Genomic DNA, 16,573 nt, shown 5'->3' with positions numbered 1-16,573 from the left:
CCTCCTACGTATATTAATTATTTATTTAAGTGAAGTTTACTTGAATGGTAATAACTTCTTGAAACGCTTTACGTTGGACTTGTCCATCATGCTCAAGCCACGTAATTGACGACGTTGCTTCTTTGTCTTACCGTGGAAACGGTGGCTAGTAAATGAGTTAGCACTCTTGAATCCACCATTTGCAGTACGCTTAAAACGCTTGGCAGCAGCGCGGTTACTCTTCATCTTTGGCATAAGTAATTCCCTACTTTCGTAAAATTAATTTTTTGCTTTATCAGCAGCTGGGGCAAGAGTTAAGAAAATGCTCCGCCCTTCCATCTTCGGACGTTGAACAACAGTAGCGATGTCTGAAGTTTCTTCAGCCATCCGTTCAATCATGTCACGACCGATATCCTTATGGGTAATTGCACGACCACGGAACCGTAGTGAAATCCGGACTTTGTCACCCTTGGAGATAAACTTACGAACCCGCTTCAACTTAACATTGAAGTCATTCGTGTCGATCGATGGACTAAGGCGAATTTCCTTGACCGTTATCGTCTTTTGCTTCTTACGAGCTTCACGCTCTTTCTTTTGCATCTCGAAACGGTACTTCCCGTAATCCATAATCCGGGCAACAGCTGGGCGTGCCTTTGGTGCAACTAATACCAGGTCAAGGTTAGCTTCTTCAGCTAGCTGTAAGGCTTCACGCTTAGACTTAATGCCTAATTGTTCACCATTTTGACCGATTAACCGCACTTCCCGTGCACGAATACCGTTATTGACAATCATATCTTGAGCTATGGCAACGCACCTCCAATTTTATTAGCGAAAGATCAAGCAAAAAAGCGGGGTGCAGATTGCACCCCGCTTAATAGTAACAGACATCAATGTCTGACCATATTTCATCTCGTCAGCCCGGCAATCCTAATCACCTAGGCGAGAAGCGGGTGCTTCTGCTTTTTCTTTCAACGTTTACTAGCATACTAAACTGTCTTTATAATGTCAAGGCAATTATCCTTTTGCCCGTAAATTTTTCCCGGTCATCGGCAACTCACGAGATAAAAACTTAATTCGCTCCATAATTCGCGCTGCTTTCAAGGGTTCATTATCTCCCTGGCTATTAATCGCCAGGTGGTTATGCTCTAATTCATCCATTGAGAAGTTAGAACTAAAGAAAGTCGGTAGTTCTTCTTGCATCCGGTATTCGAGAATTACACCTAAGATATCATCCCGTACCCAGGTGGACATCGCATCAGCACCAATATCATCAAGCATCAAAATTGGGGCCTTCTTTACCGCATCCAATTTTTGCCCAGTATTGTTATCCTTAATTGAATTCCGCATTTCAACCGCAAAGCTCGGAAAATGAACCATCGTGGTGGCGATGCCCTGCCCCTTCGCCAACTCGTTAGCAATCGCACCAAGCAAGTAAGTTTTTCCTACCCCAAAATTACCATATAAGTATAGGCCAGGTTGGAAATGCCCCGCTTGGAAGTTATCAGTAAAATCCATTGCGGCACTGATTGCCGCAACCCGGGTACTAGTACCGGTCTCCTCATCAGCATAGAAATTTTCAAAGGAGGCATTACGAATAAACTTCGGCATATTAATTGACTTAACCAATTGCTGAATATGTTGGCGATGTTGTTTTTCAATCAGTTGCTTGGTCGGCACGTATGTCACGTCAATCTGTCCAGCATTCATTATCAATTGTGGTGAATAACCGGGGGCAACCGAGGCGGCACCGCGAGCAATTAACTGTTTCTCGTGGAAAAATTCATAGAGTTTTGATGACCCCCGTTTAAGGGCATCCTTAGTTAACCGGTCACGATTGCTCGTCAAAAATTCCTGGACATCCTTATCCTGATAGACCTGTTGCATTGTCTTTTGCAAGGCACCAGCAATGTTTTGTCCCCGCATCATCTCCTGAAGCGTTTTGTTCAATGATTGCATCGCTATCACCTCCTTTAGTTAGCTTCCTTTTTTCGCTTGGCAATCCGCTCTTTTAGTTTCGCAACCGCTTGCGTTGATGCCTTTTTAGTTAGCTCACTACTATCTTTTTTACTCCACTCTGGCATCGGTTCATTAATCGTCTTCCGCCAGTTATTACGCCGGCGTGGCTGCCGTTGCTTTGGCTCTTTTACCTGCTTATTATGACTCTTCAGCTGAACAAGGGCACCTTTAGCATCAGTGACTTTGTTCCTAATCCAATTATTGGCAATCGCATCAACAAAGTTTGCACTCAAGGTTGACTTTCCCTGGTCAGCAATGACGTACCAGGTTAACACATTGATCGCATCGTTTGGCAGCTTTTCTTCCTCAACCAGCCGGGTTAACAGGTAGCGTTCGCCAGAAGTAACATAACCGCCCGTCTGTCCCTTTAATACCTGTAAGAACTCAACTGGCGCCCACTTAGCGACACTCGCTAATAGCTGCCGGTCTTGGGCAGTCAAATTGCCTGGTTGCTCTTGACCATGGTCACGGTTGTCTTCTGCAACTTTATCCTTGTCCTTGGTCGATGAATAGACGATGTTATAGGTTGAGGCAACCACACGCTTAAACTTTTTGGCGTCAAAATGGTTATTGCGCAAATCAACCGACCGTAAAATCAGCCTTTTCATTGTCGGTTCATCAATTCCATATAGCTGGTGTTCGATTTGAATCAGGTCACGGTGCGCCTCTAGGTCTTCTTTAACGACCGGCTGGTTAGCCAGCAAACTATTTAACGCTGGCCAATCAAAATCACTCGCTACTTGCTCATCAATTGCTGGCTTTTTCTCCACCGGGGCAGTCTTGCGCAAGTTAGCAATCACTGGTGGTGTTGCGGTGATTGACCGGGAATCGACATGGAATTCATCAAAAAAGTGGTGGCTGACATTTTTCAGCTGGGTATTCTCTGAGGCCAACTGGAATTGCCGACCACGACTGACCAACTGGGTAAAAGCTTGGTCACCAACCTCCTCTAAAAGCAAGATGCTTAAGAGGTTATCATCAACAAACTGCTCAGGGGTTAACGTCGACTGAAGCTGGTAAACATAAACATCCCCCAGGTCATCATGCTGGAAAAATGTCTGTACTAACCCAACGGCTTCAAGGCGATGGAGGGCCTGGCTAACCTGCTGTCCGCCGGCATTTAACTGGGCAAGTAAGCCACTTTGCATCCGCCGGGCAGCAATCGTCGGTTGGGGGATCAATTGGGCTTTCAACGCGTAAAACAGGCTAAAAGCCGCCGGGCCGAGAATTGGCTGGTAAAAGGTTGCAAGTGTCTCATCACTAAAATTAACAAATGACGGACTAGCTGTAACAAGGTACCCCGCCTGCGGATCAAATGTTGTTGAAGCAGCCATTGTCATCCCCCCTGCTTACTTTTTATGTTCCGTCTTCATCATTGACTCTAGTTCATTCATAAAGGCATCGACATCCTTAAATTGCCGATAAACACTAGCAAACCGAATATAGGCAATTTCGTCAACGTTTTTCAGCTCATTCATGACAAACTTACCGATCACCTGACTCGAAACTTCACTTTCACCGAGACTCCGCACCTGTTTTTCAACCTTATCCGTAATCTTAGTCAGCCGCTCCATGCTTACCGGGCGTTTTTCTGCTGAGCGAACAATTCCGTTAAGGATCTTTTGCCGGCTGAACTCTTGGCGGGTACCATCTTTTTTAATAACTAGCAATGGGGTCTCTTCATACCGTTCAAAGGTTGTAAAGCGAAAACCACAGTGAACACATTCACGACGGCGACGAATAAAACTACCATCTTCACTCGGCCGACTATCGACTACTCGCGAGCCATTTTTATGACAATGTGGACAGCGCAATGTGTTCCCCTCCTTCATTTAATATAAGTACTTTATTTTACCATATTAATTATTCTTTAACTTGTTAATCAAGCTGGCAACCTGTTTTTGCAGCTGAAGCTCATCGCCGTTGTTATCAATCAAAATATCAGCTTTCTTCTCTTTATCAGCTAAACTTAGCTGCGCCTTTATCCGGTTAAGGGCCTCGTCTTGGCTGTAATGATCGCGGGCCATCAGCCGTTGGAGCTGCTTTTCCCGGTCAGTAAAGACAACGATTACTTGGTCACAGTCCTCATCATAGTGCTGTTCGAATAGCAAGGGGGCATCCAAGATTATCGCTGGTAAGTGCTGTTTTTTTAATGCTGCTACCTGCCGCCAAATTTCATCACGAATCAAGGGCTGCATAATATCGTTCAGTTTTTGCCGTGCCTTTTGATCATTAAAGACAATCTTCCCCAGCGCGGGACGATTCAATTCACCGTTATCTAATAACACCTGCTGCCCAAAGGCATTAACAATCTCGGTTAAGCCCACCGTGTTGGGCAGCTGGACTTGCCGGGCAACTTGGTCAGCGTCAATTACTGGAATCCCTGCTTGCCGAATAATGGTGCTAACCGTTGACTTTCCTGTCGCAATTCCACCAGTTAAGCCAATTAATTTTGTCATAACTACTCTTCTTTCAATTCTTGACAGTGCGGGCAAAAAGTCGTTCCCCGCTCTGCTACTTTAATCTTAACCATTTTAGTACCACAGCGCGGGCACTTATCCCCCGCATGGCCATAAGCATTTAGTCGTTTCTGGAATGCGCCGGCATCGCCAAAAGCGTTGGTAAAACTATGAACAGTCGTGCCCTTGTACTTAATCGCGGTCGCCAATTCATTGATAATATTCTCACGTAGGCGGGCAATTTGTTCATCAGTCAACGTATTAGCTGGCTGTTCCGGATTAATTTTTGTCTGCCACAAGACTTCATCAACGTAGATGTTGCCAAGACCAGCAACATGCTTCTGGTTGAGTAGGAATGGCTTTATCTTTCCCCGACTCCTTTTTAGTTCATGGTTAAAGAATTCCAGCTTAAACGCTTCATTAGTCGGTTCCGGGCCAATTGTCTTTAATCCGCCCACCATCATTTCATCCCCGGTCTTCACCAGGGTCATTCGACCAAACTTGCGGGTATCATGATAACAAAGCTCCGTCCCGTCAGTAAAGTGAAAAACGACGTGGGTATGCTTATCAATCGGGCCACCATTCGGCTGGTTAAAGTACTTTCCTTCCATTCGCAAGTGCGAAACCATCGTTAAATCATTGCTAAAGCGAAATAACAGATACTTCCCCCGCCGGTCAATTTTTTCAATTGTCTGCCCGACCAATGCTTGTTTAAATTCTTCAACATCATTGGTGATCGTCTTGCCGTAATACACATCAATGCCGGTAATTTTTCTTCCGGCGGCAATGCGCATCAAGCCCCGCCGGACAGTCTCAACTTCTGGTAGTTCTGGCATGAAAAATTCCTCCTATTTTTTTAGGTCGTACCAGGTATCACCAAACTTGCTGTCGACTTTCAATGGTACGTCCAGCTTGACGGCAGAATCCATTACAGCAGGGACTAACTTTAGGAGGGTTGGAATTTCCTCTTTTGGTGCTTCAAAGACAAGTTCGTCGTGAATTTGTAATAACATTTTGGCCTTAAGCCCCTGCTTAGTCAGCTCATCTTGCATCCGGATCATCGCAATCTTGATAATATCGGCAGCACTTCCCTGAATTGGGGTGTTCATTGCCGTCCGCTCGGCAAATGACCGCCGGCTAAAACTCTTCGCGTGGATATCTGGCAAGTAGCGGCGACGATGGGTAATTGTTTCCACATAACCATTTTCCCGGGCAAATTCAATCGTGTCATTGATGTACTTCTTTACCCCGGGGAATTCATGGAAGTAATTTTGGATAAACTCGTGCGCCTCGGCACGGCTAACGTGGATCCGCTGTGCTAAGCCATAGTCACTAATCCCGTAAACAATTCCGAAGTTAACCGCCTTCGCCCGGCGCCGCATGTTCCGGTCAATCTCTTCATCAGGTCCGAGGTGGAAGATCCGCCGCGCTGTACTAGCATGGATATCTTCACCGTTTTTAAAATCTTCCTGCAAGTTCTTATCACCAGTGATGTGGGCAAGCACCCGTAGTTCAACCTGGGAATAATCCGATGAAAAGATCTGCCAGCCTTCATGACTAGGGACAAATGCCCGGCGGATTTGCCGCCCTTCCGGCAAGCGGACCGGGATATTTTGCAAGTTAGGGTCAACTGAGGAGAGCCGGCCAGTCTGGGTTAACGTTTGCAGGTAACGGGTGTGGATCTTTTGGTCACTTGAGTGGATCACCTTGAGCAAGCCGGTAATGTAAGTCGACTGGAGTTTGGCAATCTGCCGGTATTCTAAAATTTGCTCAACGATTGGCGACCGGTCCGCTAACTTCTCCAGCACATCAACTGCTGTTGAATAGCCAGTCTTGGTCTTCTTAATTACGGGCAACTTCAATTTTTCAAAAAGGATATGGCCAAGCTGCTTGGTCGAATTGATGTTAAATTCTTCACCGGCTTCTTGGTAGATCTGCGCCTCAATTTCAGCTAGGCGCTCCGTTAGCTTGCTCCCCATTTCTTTGAGGGTCTGCGCATCGACATGCACCCCGGTAATTTCCATCTGTGCTAAGACCCGCGTTAGTGGAAGCTCAATGTCAGTATATAGCGGGGTCTGCTTGTTGTCGTCTAGTTTAGCAAACAATGCCTTTCGTAACTGCTCAATTGCCCGGGCTTTATTAGCTAAGTGGGTGAAAAAGGTCTGGTCATCTTCGGGGACAGCGCGTTTAACCCCCTTGCCATAGACTTCCTCATCAGTTAGCACATCATCATAGTCGTGCTCGTGGGCAACCTGGCCAAGGTCATTGCTATTATCATTAGTGTTTAATAGGTAGGAGGCCAGCAGGAGGTCAAAGTTAATTGGTGTTAGCTTAATGCCTAAACGATTTAAACCAACAATCTGCGCCTTAGCATTAAAGACATTCTTCTTAATGGTCGAGCCCGTCAGTAAGGACATTAGCGGTGCCTGCTTCAAAAGCTCAACATCGCGGCTGACAAACCATTGGTCCCCGGCCCCGATAACGAAGCCCGCAAATGGAGAGGTGTGATAATTTGCTTCTGGCATTTCTAAGTAAAAGCTAACCTCTCCTTTGAGGGTACTAACCGCGTCAAGGTTGGCCGCAGTTAAGACAGTGTAATTAATTGGCGTAATCGTTTCACTGTCATCTCCAGCGTCAACGTCCATCTTCTTTAAGAAGGAGTTAAAATCCATTTCCTGATAGAACTTAACTAGGTCTTCCGTCTGCGGGCCCTTGTAGGTAAGGTCTTGCAGCCCAATCTCTAGCGGGGCGTCACGAAGGATCGTGGCGAGAGTCTTACATTGGCGCGCAATTGCCTCTTCTTCCACCAGGTGTTCCTTCATCTTGCTCTTCTTCAGGTCATCAATGTTATCATACAGATTTTCAATTGAACCAAACTGCTTTACCAGCTTGATTGCTGTCTTCTCACCAATCTTGGTGACCCCTGGATAATTATCAGAAGTATCCCCCATCAACGCCTTCATATCAATAATCTGCGTCGGGGTAATTCCGAGTTTTTCTTCGACATGCGCTGGTGTGTAGTGCTCCGTATCAGTTACCCCCTTGTGGGTCACTGCAACGGTCGTGTTTTCACTGGCAAGCTGGGTTAAATCACGGTCCCCCGTTACAATCAGGGTCTTGTAGCCCGCCTCATCGGCTTGCTTCGCCAGGGTCCCGATAATGTCATCGGCCTCATAATTTGCCAGCTCGTAGCTATGGAGCCCGGAATCTTTCACTAGTTGCCGAACATAGGGGAATTGCTCGGTCAGCTCACTCGGGGTCTTGCTGCGGCCACCCTTGTAGTCATCATACATTTTTGTCCGGAAGGTAACTTTGCCGGCATCAAAGGCAACCAGGCCGGCATCTGGTTTAAAGTTTTCAAGGACGTGGTCGAGCATCAGCTTAAAGCCATAAATTGCCGCCGTGTGTAAGCCGTCCTTGTTAGTAAACTTATCAATTTGATTATGCATTGCAAAAAATGCGCGGAATACAATACTGTTTCCGTCGATTAAGAGTAATTGCTTTGTCATTTAATTCCCGCCCTTCTATCGCTAATAGTAATTGTACCAAAGAATCCAATGATGGTTTAGCTTCTTGACTAAAGAATTAAGCGATAATTGTCGAATAAGGATCCTTTTGGAGGTAATAAAAAAGTTCAGCGTGAGTTGCGTTCACACTGAACTTTATCTTAATTAGTTGCGTTCACTCATTCCAAATATCTGGAGAAGTGAGATAAAGAGGTTTACAAAGTCTAAGTACAGTTGCAATGCCCCTAACACTGCTAACCCGGTAACGGAAACCTGGTCCCCATAATTTAGGTAAATCTGCTTCATCTTTTGGGCATCCCATGCCGTCAAAACAGTAAAGATAATAACGGCGATGAATGAGAAGATGTAAGCAATTGCGGGGCTCTTTAAGAACATGTTGATGAAGTAAGCGATCATCAAGGCAATTAATGCCGCAGTGGCGTGCGAACCAAAAGTACTCAAGTCACGCTTAGTAAAGGTCCCGTACAGCGCCATCGTTACAAAAACAGCCGCAGATGAAACGAAGGCCGACGCAATGCTTGCGCCAGAGTATACTCCGGCGATGATTGCAAATTCAACCCCGTAGATAATCGCCACCAGCATCAACATGATAAAACTGCCGACCGGGTTACGGGTAGCACTAAAGCTAACACCCATTGACAAGGCGATTGGCAACAAGAGGATTATCCACACCATTGCCGGATGGGCACCGAAAAAGCCGAAAACGGCGTTACGAAAGACCCCCATTGTCAGGTAGGCACTGAATGCGGAAACTAGCACCGCGAGGGTCATATTTCCATACATTCGGGTCAAAAAGCTATTCAAACCAGTCGCATCGGTAACAACCCGGCGACCAGGTTCTTGTGAGAAGTTATTCATCAAAGCTCCTTCTTTCTATTTCAATTTGACTTTATTTGACTAATTATCAAAATGGTAGCAAAGGCCACCATCTCGTTCAAGTATTAAGCTAATTATTTAATAATTCTTTGTACTTATCTTCATACTTCTCAATGTCGCCAGCACCCATGAAGACAACGACGGCATTGTGGAATTGCAACAATTTATCCATTGAATCCATATCAATTCCTTCACTACCGGGAATCCGTTGTTCAAGGTCGGCACTAGAAACATTTCCCGCATTTTCCCGGATTGAGCCAAAGATCGGCGTAACAAAGGTCTTATCCGCACGACTCAAAGACTTAGCAAAGCCCTCAAGGTAGGCCGCCAACCGAGAATAAGTATGGGGCTGGAAGACCGTAATGATTTGCCGGTCAGGGTATTTTTGCCGGGCGGCATCAATTGTTGCCTTAATTTCTTGTGGGTGGTGGGCATAGTCGTCAATAATCGTCGCATCCGCCACATCCGTCTCGCTAAAGCGGCGTTTTACACCAGTAAAATTAGCTAATTCCTTCTTAATTTCAGCCATGTCAATGTGTTCCATGTAGGCAACTGCTAAGACTGCCAAGCTATTTAAGACGCTGTGTTCACCATACAAGTGGATGGTGAAGGTCCCTAGCTTTTCATCACGGAAGTAGGCATCATAAGTCGACCCTGCCGGTGTCCGCTGGATGTTTTCTGCCCGGAAATCGTCAGTCGGGTTTGTCCCGTAATAGTAAACCGGAACATCAACGTTTAACTGCCGCAAGTTAGGGTCATCCCCCCAGGCAAAGATTGCCCGCTTAACCTGTTTACCGTAAGTCGCAAACGAGTCACGAACATCATCAATGTCATTAAAGTAGTCCGGGTGGTCAAAGTCAATATTAGTCATAATCGCATAGTCAGGATGGTAGGCGAGGAAGTGGTCGCGGTATTCATCGGCTTCAAAGACGAAGAAGCGATCATTATCATTACCCTTACCAACCCCGTCACCAATCAAGAAACTGGTCGGTTCAACCGCTGCTAAAACATGGGAAAGCAAGGCTGTCGTACTGGTCTTCCCATGCGCGCCGGCAATCCCGATGCTGGTATGGTTAGTAACTTCATTTTCAACGGCTTCTGGATAGCTTAAAACCGTCAAGCCGAGTTCATGCGCCCGTTTAATTTCAGGGTGATTATCATCAAAAGCATTCCCCTGGACAACAACCATTCCCGGCTTCAAATTGGCTGGATCAAATGGCAATATCTTTATTCCCGCCTTTAATAGTGGCGCCTGTGTAAATGTTTCCTTTTCAATGTCTGAGCCAAGGACGGCGTTGCCCTGGTCATGGAGGACTCGTGCTAAGGCAGCCATCCCAGTCCCCTTAATTCCAACAAAATAATATGTCTTTTGTTCCATTAATCCAATTTCCTTTCAACAATGCAATTAATTTAAAAATAAAGGTGAGGGTCCACCGCGCGCAATCTCACGACTAGTTTTCCCCCACTAAATGATAAAGCATTCTAAAATTTTGGCAATAGTATTTGCTAAATTTTACTTTGCCGGGTAGTAGGTATCCGCTTTGGCAAAGTCAACTGCTTCGCCGACTTCTTGCCAGTCATCTGGAATGATGAATAGGCCCTTTTCATCAGGGGCGTTCTTGATCCGCAATTCACGGAAACCACAAAGCATCCCCGCACTGTCGACCCCCATCAGTTGACCAGGCCAAATAATCTTCCCATCAGGCATCATTGCTCCAGGACGGGCAACGACGACCTTCTCACCTTCCGCAACATTCGGCGATCCACAAACAATTTGGACCGTCTGGTCAGCATTAATCTTGGTCTGGGTAATCTTTAAGTGGTCTGACTTAGGGTGGTCACTGATCTTTTCAACATAACCCACCACAAACTTTGGCTCATGGTCGGCAGTAAGCATTTTATCAAAGCCCGCTGCGGTCAGCTTGTCATTTAACTTTGCAACCTGCTCATCAGTCAAGAAAACTTGCCCGTTGTGGTCGACCAATTCGGGTAAAATCTTGCTAGCGTTCATAAAGTTGTAACCAAGCAAGTCACCCTTGTCAGAAGTGATTTGGGCAACGTCATCAGCAACCTTGGTATCTTGCTCAGCAGTATCTTGACCGGTAATTACAACCAAAATATCACCAATTTCACTGGGATTGTAACTTGAAATTAACATCAAATATTCCTCTCCTATAACTTTTATCTTTTTCATTATGGCACAAAATAAAAAAAGAGGCCATCGCATTTCTTCATTTGCGAAAGCATCGCCCCTTCATTTTACTTCAAGCCAGTTAAAAAGTCTTCTACCTGTTCCTTAGTTTTCCGGTCCTTATTTACTAAGCGGCCAATTTCTTGCCCCTTGTTATAAACAACGAAACTAGGAATCCCAAAAATATTTAATTCGGCGGCTAAATCAATGTTTTCATCACGGTCGACCAAGTAGAATTGGTAATCGCTGAAGTCTTGTTCGATTTCTGGCATTGCGGGCTTGATGAATTGACAATCCGGGCACCAATCAGCGGTGAAGAAAAGGACAACCTTGCCCTGACCAATTTTTGCTAAAAGCTGGTCTTCTTTAATTTGTGGTAATCTTTCCATTGGAATAACCTCCCATTACTTCTTAAAGATAGTATACCATGGAACTTATCTATTATAAGGATTTTGCCTGTGGCATGATGTTTGGATTTTAGGGCCTAAGATGATAGAATAGACCTAATGTTTGAACGGAAGAAACTTTAGATATAAAGGAAGCAATTAAATGAACGCAAGTAATAACTCCCTTAATCCCTGGTTGATCCCTGTCACCCTTGGTGCGTCAGGAATCGCCGGCTTTATCGCTGGCAAATTATTTGGCAACCGGCAAATCTCAGCCGACCGGATCCTTAAGCTAGTCAAGGACGACTTTGCAAGCGAAGGTGACGTTTGTGGTAGCTGGATTAGTGATGAAGTTGTCCCATTTCAGCGCTTCGCGGTAAAGACAGCGGCCTACCAAGGAGGAATCACCCGCTTAGAAGATAACCAAAAAGTTGATTATACTTTTGTGGCCGATGCTTACACCGGTAGTTTATTAGAATTAAAACGTGTGGAGTAAACAAAAACCTGCTACCTTGAACTGTAGCAGGTTTTTGTTATTTAAAAATTAGCTGTTAATTTATAGATCGGTTGCCCCTTGGCTGCGAACTTTTGCTCATATTCAGTCTCGACATTATGTTCATTTTCTGGACTATTATGCAAGTCAAGCCAGACACCATCAAAATGCATTCCAAAATTATTCATGCTGGCTAGTGAAAACTCAAAGAGTCCCATGTTATCAGTCTTTAGTTCGACGGCACCATGTTCTTGAAGAATATTGCGGTAACTTGCTAAGAAGGTCTTATAAGTTAGCCGCCGCTTGGCATGCCGCTTTTTTGGCCATGGGTCAGAGAAATTTAGGTACATCTTGCTGACTTCTCCCGGCGCAAAGTATTCAGCAAGGTCACCACCATCCCCACAGATTAACTGCAGGTTAGGGAGCTCTTTTTCAAGGGCCTTTTTCAAGGCAATGGCGGCCACTGTCCGTTGGATCTCTAGGCCAATAAAATTAATCTCTGGGTGGGCCATCGCCATGCCGATGATAAATTGTCCCTTCCCCATGCCGACTTCTAAGTGGAGGGGCTGTTCTTTAGCAAACCGTGTCTGCCACTTTCCCTTATACTGCGGGGCATTCTCAATCATCATCTCTGGGTGAGCAGCAATTAGTGGGTCTGCCCATTTTTTATGTTTTACACGCATAATCAATAAATCCTCACTTTACTAATTTCTTTACACGAACACTAAAGTAGAACCGGGTTAAGATTGCAACTTCAATGATCGCAATTACCAGGTTAAGTAGTAGTTGTGACCAATTAAGCTGCCAGCCAACACTCGCTAAGGCGACCAGGAAGGCTTCAACCGCTGTCACCTTCGCAAGTAATTGTTTGAAGTCTTCTTGCTGTTGGCCACTAGCAACCGGATAAATGTGGGTAAAGACATTTGCCTGGTACTGGTCATAAAGGGGCATCAACTGGGTAGCAATCAGGTAAATAAATAAGGCAACCATCACCGTATTTAACCATCCAGCAGGCAGTAAAAAGACAATTACCATCCCGAGGACGGTCAGGCGGCCAATGATTCCACTAACCTCGGTACTGCGCACAAATGCCCGGGCATACAAGTACGACCACGGGTGGTTAGGGATGCTCAACCAGTTGACTACCCCATCTGCCCAGTGGCGGCGCCTTGTCTTTCCTTGAACACTGGGAACATCCGTGAAGAGGTTAAAGAACCGGTAGACACTGTACATCCGGTCCTGTTCGCTCTGGACCGCCAACCGCCAGTCAAGGTCGAGGTCACGGTAATAGCAACAAACAGCAATGTACAAAAGCACGGCCACTCCTAACCCGACAAACGGGTTAATTAGCCACGTTGCTAATGCTGCTAGCAATGGGTTTGCCCAGTACTCAAGGACTGTCCGGCGGTGCTGGTGGCCCCAGCGTTGAGTAATCGCCTTATGTGTCAGGTGAAGCCAATCCGCCTTCGTAACTACCGCCGTTAAAAAGATCGCAACAATTGCCCCAGTCCCAAGTTTTTCTGTCGTAAGGGCAAACGGCAAGGCGATAAAGGTTCCGACAACGGTAATGATCTCACCCAGGATTAGGCTGTATAGTTTAGCACTACTTAGGTAATGACGGATTGCGCTAACCTGGGGGAGTAAGAATACTGGGTCTGGCCGCTTGATCAGGGTTGCTAGCCGGCCTAGCTGGGGAATAAGGGTAAACCAAATGACGAGTACCCACCGTGTCCGCCACTGATTAGGGCTCAACTGCGGTAGCAATTGTGAATAACCGTATGCCAATGCACCAAACAAGAAGAATAAGGCGATGACAAAGTGATCATTAAACACGAGTCGCCAGTAGCGCAAGAGAAGCAAGAAGTGTTGGCTGCGGCGCTTATTAAACAGCTTATTCATGGTGATCACCCTTTGCTAATTGGAGATAAATCTCATCGAGTGATTCACCATCATAATCACCAGCTGCCCGCAGTTCATCAAGCGTCCCGTGGGCTTGAACTTTCCCGTTAGCTAAAAGGACAAAGCGATCACAGTAGCGTTGCGCCGTATCCAAGACGTGCGTTGACATCAGCACGCCGACGCCGGCCTTCTTTTTTTCCGCAATCAAGTTTAACAGGTCGTGAACTGCTAGTGGATCAAGGCCGTAGAACGGTTCATCGACAATCAGTAATTTGGCATTCGTCATAAATGCGCAGCAGATCATTACCTTTTGCTTCATCCCCTTAGAGAAGTTAGCGGGAAACCAGTCAAGCTTGTTATCTAGCCGAAAGAGCTTTAATAGTTTTTTTGCCCGCGGCCAGGTCTCATCTGGATTTAACTGGTAAGCCATCATCGTTAATTCGAGGTGCTCACGAAGGGTCAACTCATCATAAAGGATTGGCGTCTCCGGTACATATGCAATTTGCTTTTTATATTCTTCCGGATTTTTTTGTAACGTTAATCCGTTGAGGGTAATCGACCCAGAAAACGGCCGTAATAAGCCGATGATGTGGTTTAACGTGGTCGATTTTCCTGCACCATTAAGCCCAATTAAGCCGACCAACTCGCCTGGTTGGACAGCGAGGCTAACATCTTTTAGGACCGGGAGCTGCGAATATCCCCCGACCAAGTTTTTTATCTCTAAAGCCATTGTCATTCCTTCTTAGTGTTCCGTGAATTTATTTAACCATATCATATGATTATATCATAGGTCTTTTCTGAAGCTAAATCATGCACGTTGCTAATTTTTTCGGTATACTAGAACTAGTTTAGTACCACTAAGGAGTGAGAATGATGGATAATTGTATTTTCTGCAAGATCATTAAGGGTGAAATCCCTAGTTACACGGTGTACGAAGATGACGTCGTCAAAGCTTTCCTTGATATTTCCCAGGGCACTCCTGGTCATACCCTGGTAATTCCTAAGAAACACGTGCCAGACCTATTTGCCTACGATGCCGACCTCGCTGCCGAAGTCTTTTCTCGGATTCCCAAGATTGCCCGGGCAGTGAAGGCATCTAACCCTGCGATTAAGGGGATGAATGTCGTCAACAATAACGGTGAAGTGGCCTACCAGTCAGTCTTCCACTCCCACTTCCACCTAATCCCCCGGTACACAGACCATGATGACTTCAAGATGATCTTTAAGGATAACTCCGGCAATTATGACGAAGCAAAGTACAAGCAAATCCAAGAGGCAATCATTGCCCAGTTAAAGGAAGAGTAACATGCAAGCATTTACTGAAATGAAAGCCGAGTTGCAAAATCTTAGCACCGCCATTACCGGTCTAAAAAATAACACGGCCAAGCTCACAAAAGCACTCACGGGTGTTCAACAGTTCAGCGACGGTGTCCAACGCGACATTAAAAAATGGCAGTTTAAGACGACACCGCGGTTAAACCGTATTCAAATTATTCTTGACGTATTAAAGATTGATGCTAAGGAAAATAAGTAATTATTAAAAGCAAGCTGGAAAAAAGCTTCTCGGAGCCCCGGTGGGGTAACCTAGGACGGACGTTAGCACGGCACGGGCCGACGTTTGCCCGTAGTTACCCTTGAGGGGCTCGCTGTCGACGCGGAGCTAGCCTATTGGTTCCCGTGATTACTGTGTAATATTCGGAGATAAAGCAACAACAAGAGGCTGGGAAGAAACAATGTTTCTTCCCAGCCTCTTGTTACTTTATCGTGCTATCCGCGCTTACTTAGCGCTGCTGCTTGAGCTGGTTTGCCCAAGGGAGCCGTTTGTCGTGCTGTTGGAGTTGAGGTATTCATCAAGGATGTTCTTTTGGTCGTTATCCTTAATTGAGACATTCCCCTTCTTCAATACATTTGAAACAACCTTGTGCATGAAGTTTTGGTTGTTCATGTTTTCTTGGACGATTTGGTTCTTAAGGTCATTGATGTGTTGACTCTTCTTCCCCTTTGCTGGGTGTTCAATCATGTAGATAACTTGGTAACCGTCATCCGTCTTAACAGGCGTTGTTGTGTACTCACCTGTCTTAAGCTTGAAGGCGGCCTTCTTAAAGGATGAGTCTAGTTGGTTATCGGTATTGTCAAACGCTGGCAACTTACCACCATTATTCTTCGTCTGACTATCAGTTGACTTGGACTTAGCAAGCTTCTTAAATGTCTTGTACTTGTTGCTTGAATCATTCAATTGGCTAATGATGTCTTCCGCATCAGCTTTACTACCAACTAAAATTGTTGCTGTTTGCACTTTTGGCTCATACTTCGTCCATTGCTTGTTAATCTGCTTACTTGTAATGTGGGAGTAATCACGAGCAGCCGCCGTCAGCAACAAATTAGACCGGATCTGTTCCTTCAATGACTTGGTCGTCATCCCCTGGCTCTGCAGCATTGCATTAAATTGTGAGCCGTATTCACTCTTGTAAGTGTTAAATTGAGCGTTGACCTGCTTGTCACTAACCTGCTTGCCGTATTCCTTTTCCAGAACCTTATCAAGGATCATTTGTTGCAAGACTTGCTTCCCCTGGTTAGTCTGCTTCATACTGCTGTAGTATTCACTTTCGGTGATCTTACCACCACTAGTAGTGGCAACTGCCTTATTTCCACAAGCAGCTAATGGCAACATTAATGCTGCCGTTGCAATAATTGCAATTAATTTTTTGGACTTCATGTATGTTACACATCCCTTATTATATTTTTCG

19 protein-coding genes and 1 other annotated feature are annotated in these 16,573 nt (G+C 45.5%); of the genes, 3 read left to right on the top strand and 16 right to left on the bottom strand.

Annotated features, from left to right (window positions below; translation table 11 throughout):
- Window positions 1–36 precede the first annotated feature (36 nt).
- From rpmI to CZ502_RS01290, 12 genes are all read right to left on the bottom strand, one after another.
- The gene (gene rpmI, locus CZ502_RS01345) at window positions 37–234 is read right to left on the bottom strand and encodes a 50S ribosomal protein L35 (RefSeq protein WP_076459318.1); all 198 of its coding nucleotides are present in this window, start codon (window positions 232–234) and stop codon (window positions 37–39) included.
- 24 nt (window positions 235–258) lie between these two features.
- Complete coding sequence (gene infC, locus CZ502_RS01340) at window positions 259–771, bottom strand: translation initiation factor IF-3 (protein ID WP_076459317.1); 513 nt, start codon at window positions 769–771, stop codon at window positions 259–261.
- 43 nt (window positions 772–814) lie between these two features.
- Window positions 815–947: a sequence feature (ribosomal protein L20 leader region), on the bottom strand.
- 46 nt (window positions 948–993) lie between these two features.
- Window positions 994–1,935, bottom strand: a complete 942-nt coding sequence (gene dnaI / locus CZ502_RS01335; RefSeq protein WP_076459316.1) for a primosomal protein DnaI — start codon at window positions 1,933–1,935, stop codon at window positions 994–996.
- 14 nt (window positions 1,936–1,949) lie between these two features.
- The gene (locus tag CZ502_RS01330; RefSeq protein WP_234982432.1) at window positions 1,950–3,329 is read right to left on the bottom strand and encodes a replication initiation and membrane attachment family protein; all 1,380 of its coding nucleotides are present in this window, start codon (window positions 3,327–3,329) and stop codon (window positions 1,950–1,952) included.
- A gap of 15 nt (window positions 3,330–3,344) precedes the next feature.
- Window positions 3,345–3,809 (bottom strand): transcriptional regulator NrdR, encoded by a 465-nt coding sequence (nrdR, locus tag CZ502_RS01325; protein WP_076459314.1) that lies wholly within the window; start codon window positions 3,807–3,809, stop codon window positions 3,345–3,347.
- Between the two features lie 45 nt (window positions 3,810–3,854).
- The gene (gene coaE / locus CZ502_RS01320; protein WP_076459313.1) at window positions 3,855–4,454 is read right to left on the bottom strand and encodes a dephospho-CoA kinase; all 600 of its coding nucleotides are present in this window, start codon (window positions 4,452–4,454) and stop codon (window positions 3,855–3,857) included.
- Between the two features lie 2 nt (window positions 4,455–4,456).
- Window positions 4,457–5,290 (bottom strand): DNA-formamidopyrimidine glycosylase, encoded by an 834-nt coding sequence (mutM, locus tag CZ502_RS01315; protein WP_076459312.1) that lies wholly within the window; start codon window positions 5,288–5,290, stop codon window positions 4,457–4,459.
- Window positions 5,291–5,302: 12 nt separating this feature from the next.
- Window positions 5,303–7,963 carry a DNA polymerase I gene (gene polA, locus CZ502_RS01310; RefSeq protein WP_076459311.1) on the bottom strand — a complete coding sequence of 887 codons (2,661 nt, stop codon included), beginning with the start codon at window positions 7,961–7,963 and terminating at the stop codon, window positions 5,303–5,305.
- A 162-nt stretch (window positions 7,964–8,125) separates the two neighbouring features.
- A complete protein-coding gene (locus CZ502_RS01305; protein WP_076459310.1) occupies window positions 8,126–8,839 on the bottom strand; it encodes a Bax inhibitor-1/YccA family protein in 714 nt (237 codons plus the stop codon).
- Between the two features lie 88 nt (window positions 8,840–8,927).
- The gene (gene murC, locus CZ502_RS01300) at window positions 8,928–10,235 is read right to left on the bottom strand and encodes a UDP-N-acetylmuramate--L-alanine ligase (RefSeq protein WP_076459309.1); all 1,308 of its coding nucleotides are present in this window, start codon (window positions 10,233–10,235) and stop codon (window positions 8,928–8,930) included.
- Window positions 10,236–10,370: 135 nt separating this feature from the next.
- Window positions 10,371–11,015, bottom strand: coding sequence for a YtpR family tRNA-binding protein (gene ytpR / locus CZ502_RS01295; RefSeq protein WP_076459308.1), 645 nt, complete (start codon window positions 11,013–11,015; stop codon window positions 10,371–10,373).
- Window positions 11,016–11,116: 101 nt separating this feature from the next.
- A complete protein-coding gene (locus CZ502_RS01290; protein WP_076459307.1) occupies window positions 11,117–11,437 on the bottom strand; it encodes a thioredoxin family protein in 321 nt (106 codons plus the stop codon).
- Window positions 11,438–11,597: 160 nt separating this feature from the next.
- On the opposite strand from CZ502_RS01290, the gene CZ502_RS01285 reads away from it, so the two are divergent.
- Window positions 11,598–11,930, top strand: coding sequence for a hypothetical protein (locus tag CZ502_RS01285; protein ID WP_076459306.1), 333 nt, complete (start codon window positions 11,598–11,600; stop codon window positions 11,928–11,930).
- Window positions 11,931–11,971: 41 nt separating this feature from the next.
- Here CZ502_RS01285 and trmB read toward each other — a convergent pair whose 3' ends face one another.
- From trmB to CZ502_RS01270, 3 genes are read right to left on the bottom strand one after another with little or no spacing between them, the layout of a single operon-like run.
- On the bottom strand, window positions 11,972–12,610 hold the full coding sequence (gene trmB / locus CZ502_RS01280; RefSeq protein ID WP_076459305.1) for a tRNA (guanosine(46)-N7)-methyltransferase TrmB: 639 nt from the start codon (window positions 12,608–12,610) through the stop codon (window positions 11,972–11,974).
- A 13-nt stretch (window positions 12,611–12,623) separates the two neighbouring features.
- Window positions 12,624–13,826, bottom strand: a complete 1,203-nt coding sequence (locus tag CZ502_RS01275) for an ABC transporter permease (RefSeq protein ID WP_076459304.1) — start codon at window positions 13,824–13,826, stop codon at window positions 12,624–12,626.
- A complete protein-coding gene (locus CZ502_RS01270; RefSeq protein WP_076459303.1) occupies window positions 13,819–14,556 on the bottom strand; it encodes an ABC transporter ATP-binding protein in 738 nt (245 codons plus the stop codon). The genes CZ502_RS01275 and CZ502_RS01270 overlap by 8 nt, the downstream gene beginning before the upstream one ends.
- Before the next feature lie 140 nt (window positions 14,557–14,696).
- On the opposite strand from CZ502_RS01270, the gene CZ502_RS01265 reads away from it, so the two are divergent.
- Both CZ502_RS01265 and CZ502_RS01260 read left to right on the top strand, forming a co-directional pair.
- Window positions 14,697–15,131 carry an HIT family protein gene (locus CZ502_RS01265; protein ID WP_200804208.1) on the top strand — a complete coding sequence of 145 codons (435 nt, stop codon included), beginning with the start codon at window positions 14,697–14,699 and terminating at the stop codon, window positions 15,129–15,131.
- Window position 15,132: 1 nt separating this feature from the next.
- Complete coding sequence (locus CZ502_RS01260) at window positions 15,133–15,360, top strand: hypothetical protein (RefSeq protein WP_076459301.1); 228 nt, start codon at window positions 15,133–15,135, stop codon at window positions 15,358–15,360.
- 243 nt (window positions 15,361–15,603) lie between these two features.
- Here the strand turns inward: CZ502_RS01260 and CZ502_RS01255 are convergent, their stop codons facing one another.
- On the bottom strand, window positions 15,604–16,542 hold the full coding sequence (locus tag CZ502_RS01255; protein ID WP_076459300.1) for a peptidylprolyl isomerase: 939 nt from the start codon (window positions 16,540–16,542) through the stop codon (window positions 15,604–15,606).
- Window positions 16,543–16,573: the final 31 nt, after the last annotated feature.

Origin of the sequence: Limosilactobacillus caccae, from assembly GCF_900156885.1 — a bacterium.
Lineage (GTDB): Bacteria > Bacillota > Bacilli > Lactobacillales > Lactobacillaceae > Limosilactobacillus > Limosilactobacillus caccae.
Note: the sequence above shows the minus strand (reverse complement) of the source record. Positions and strands in the feature narration are given on the sequence as shown.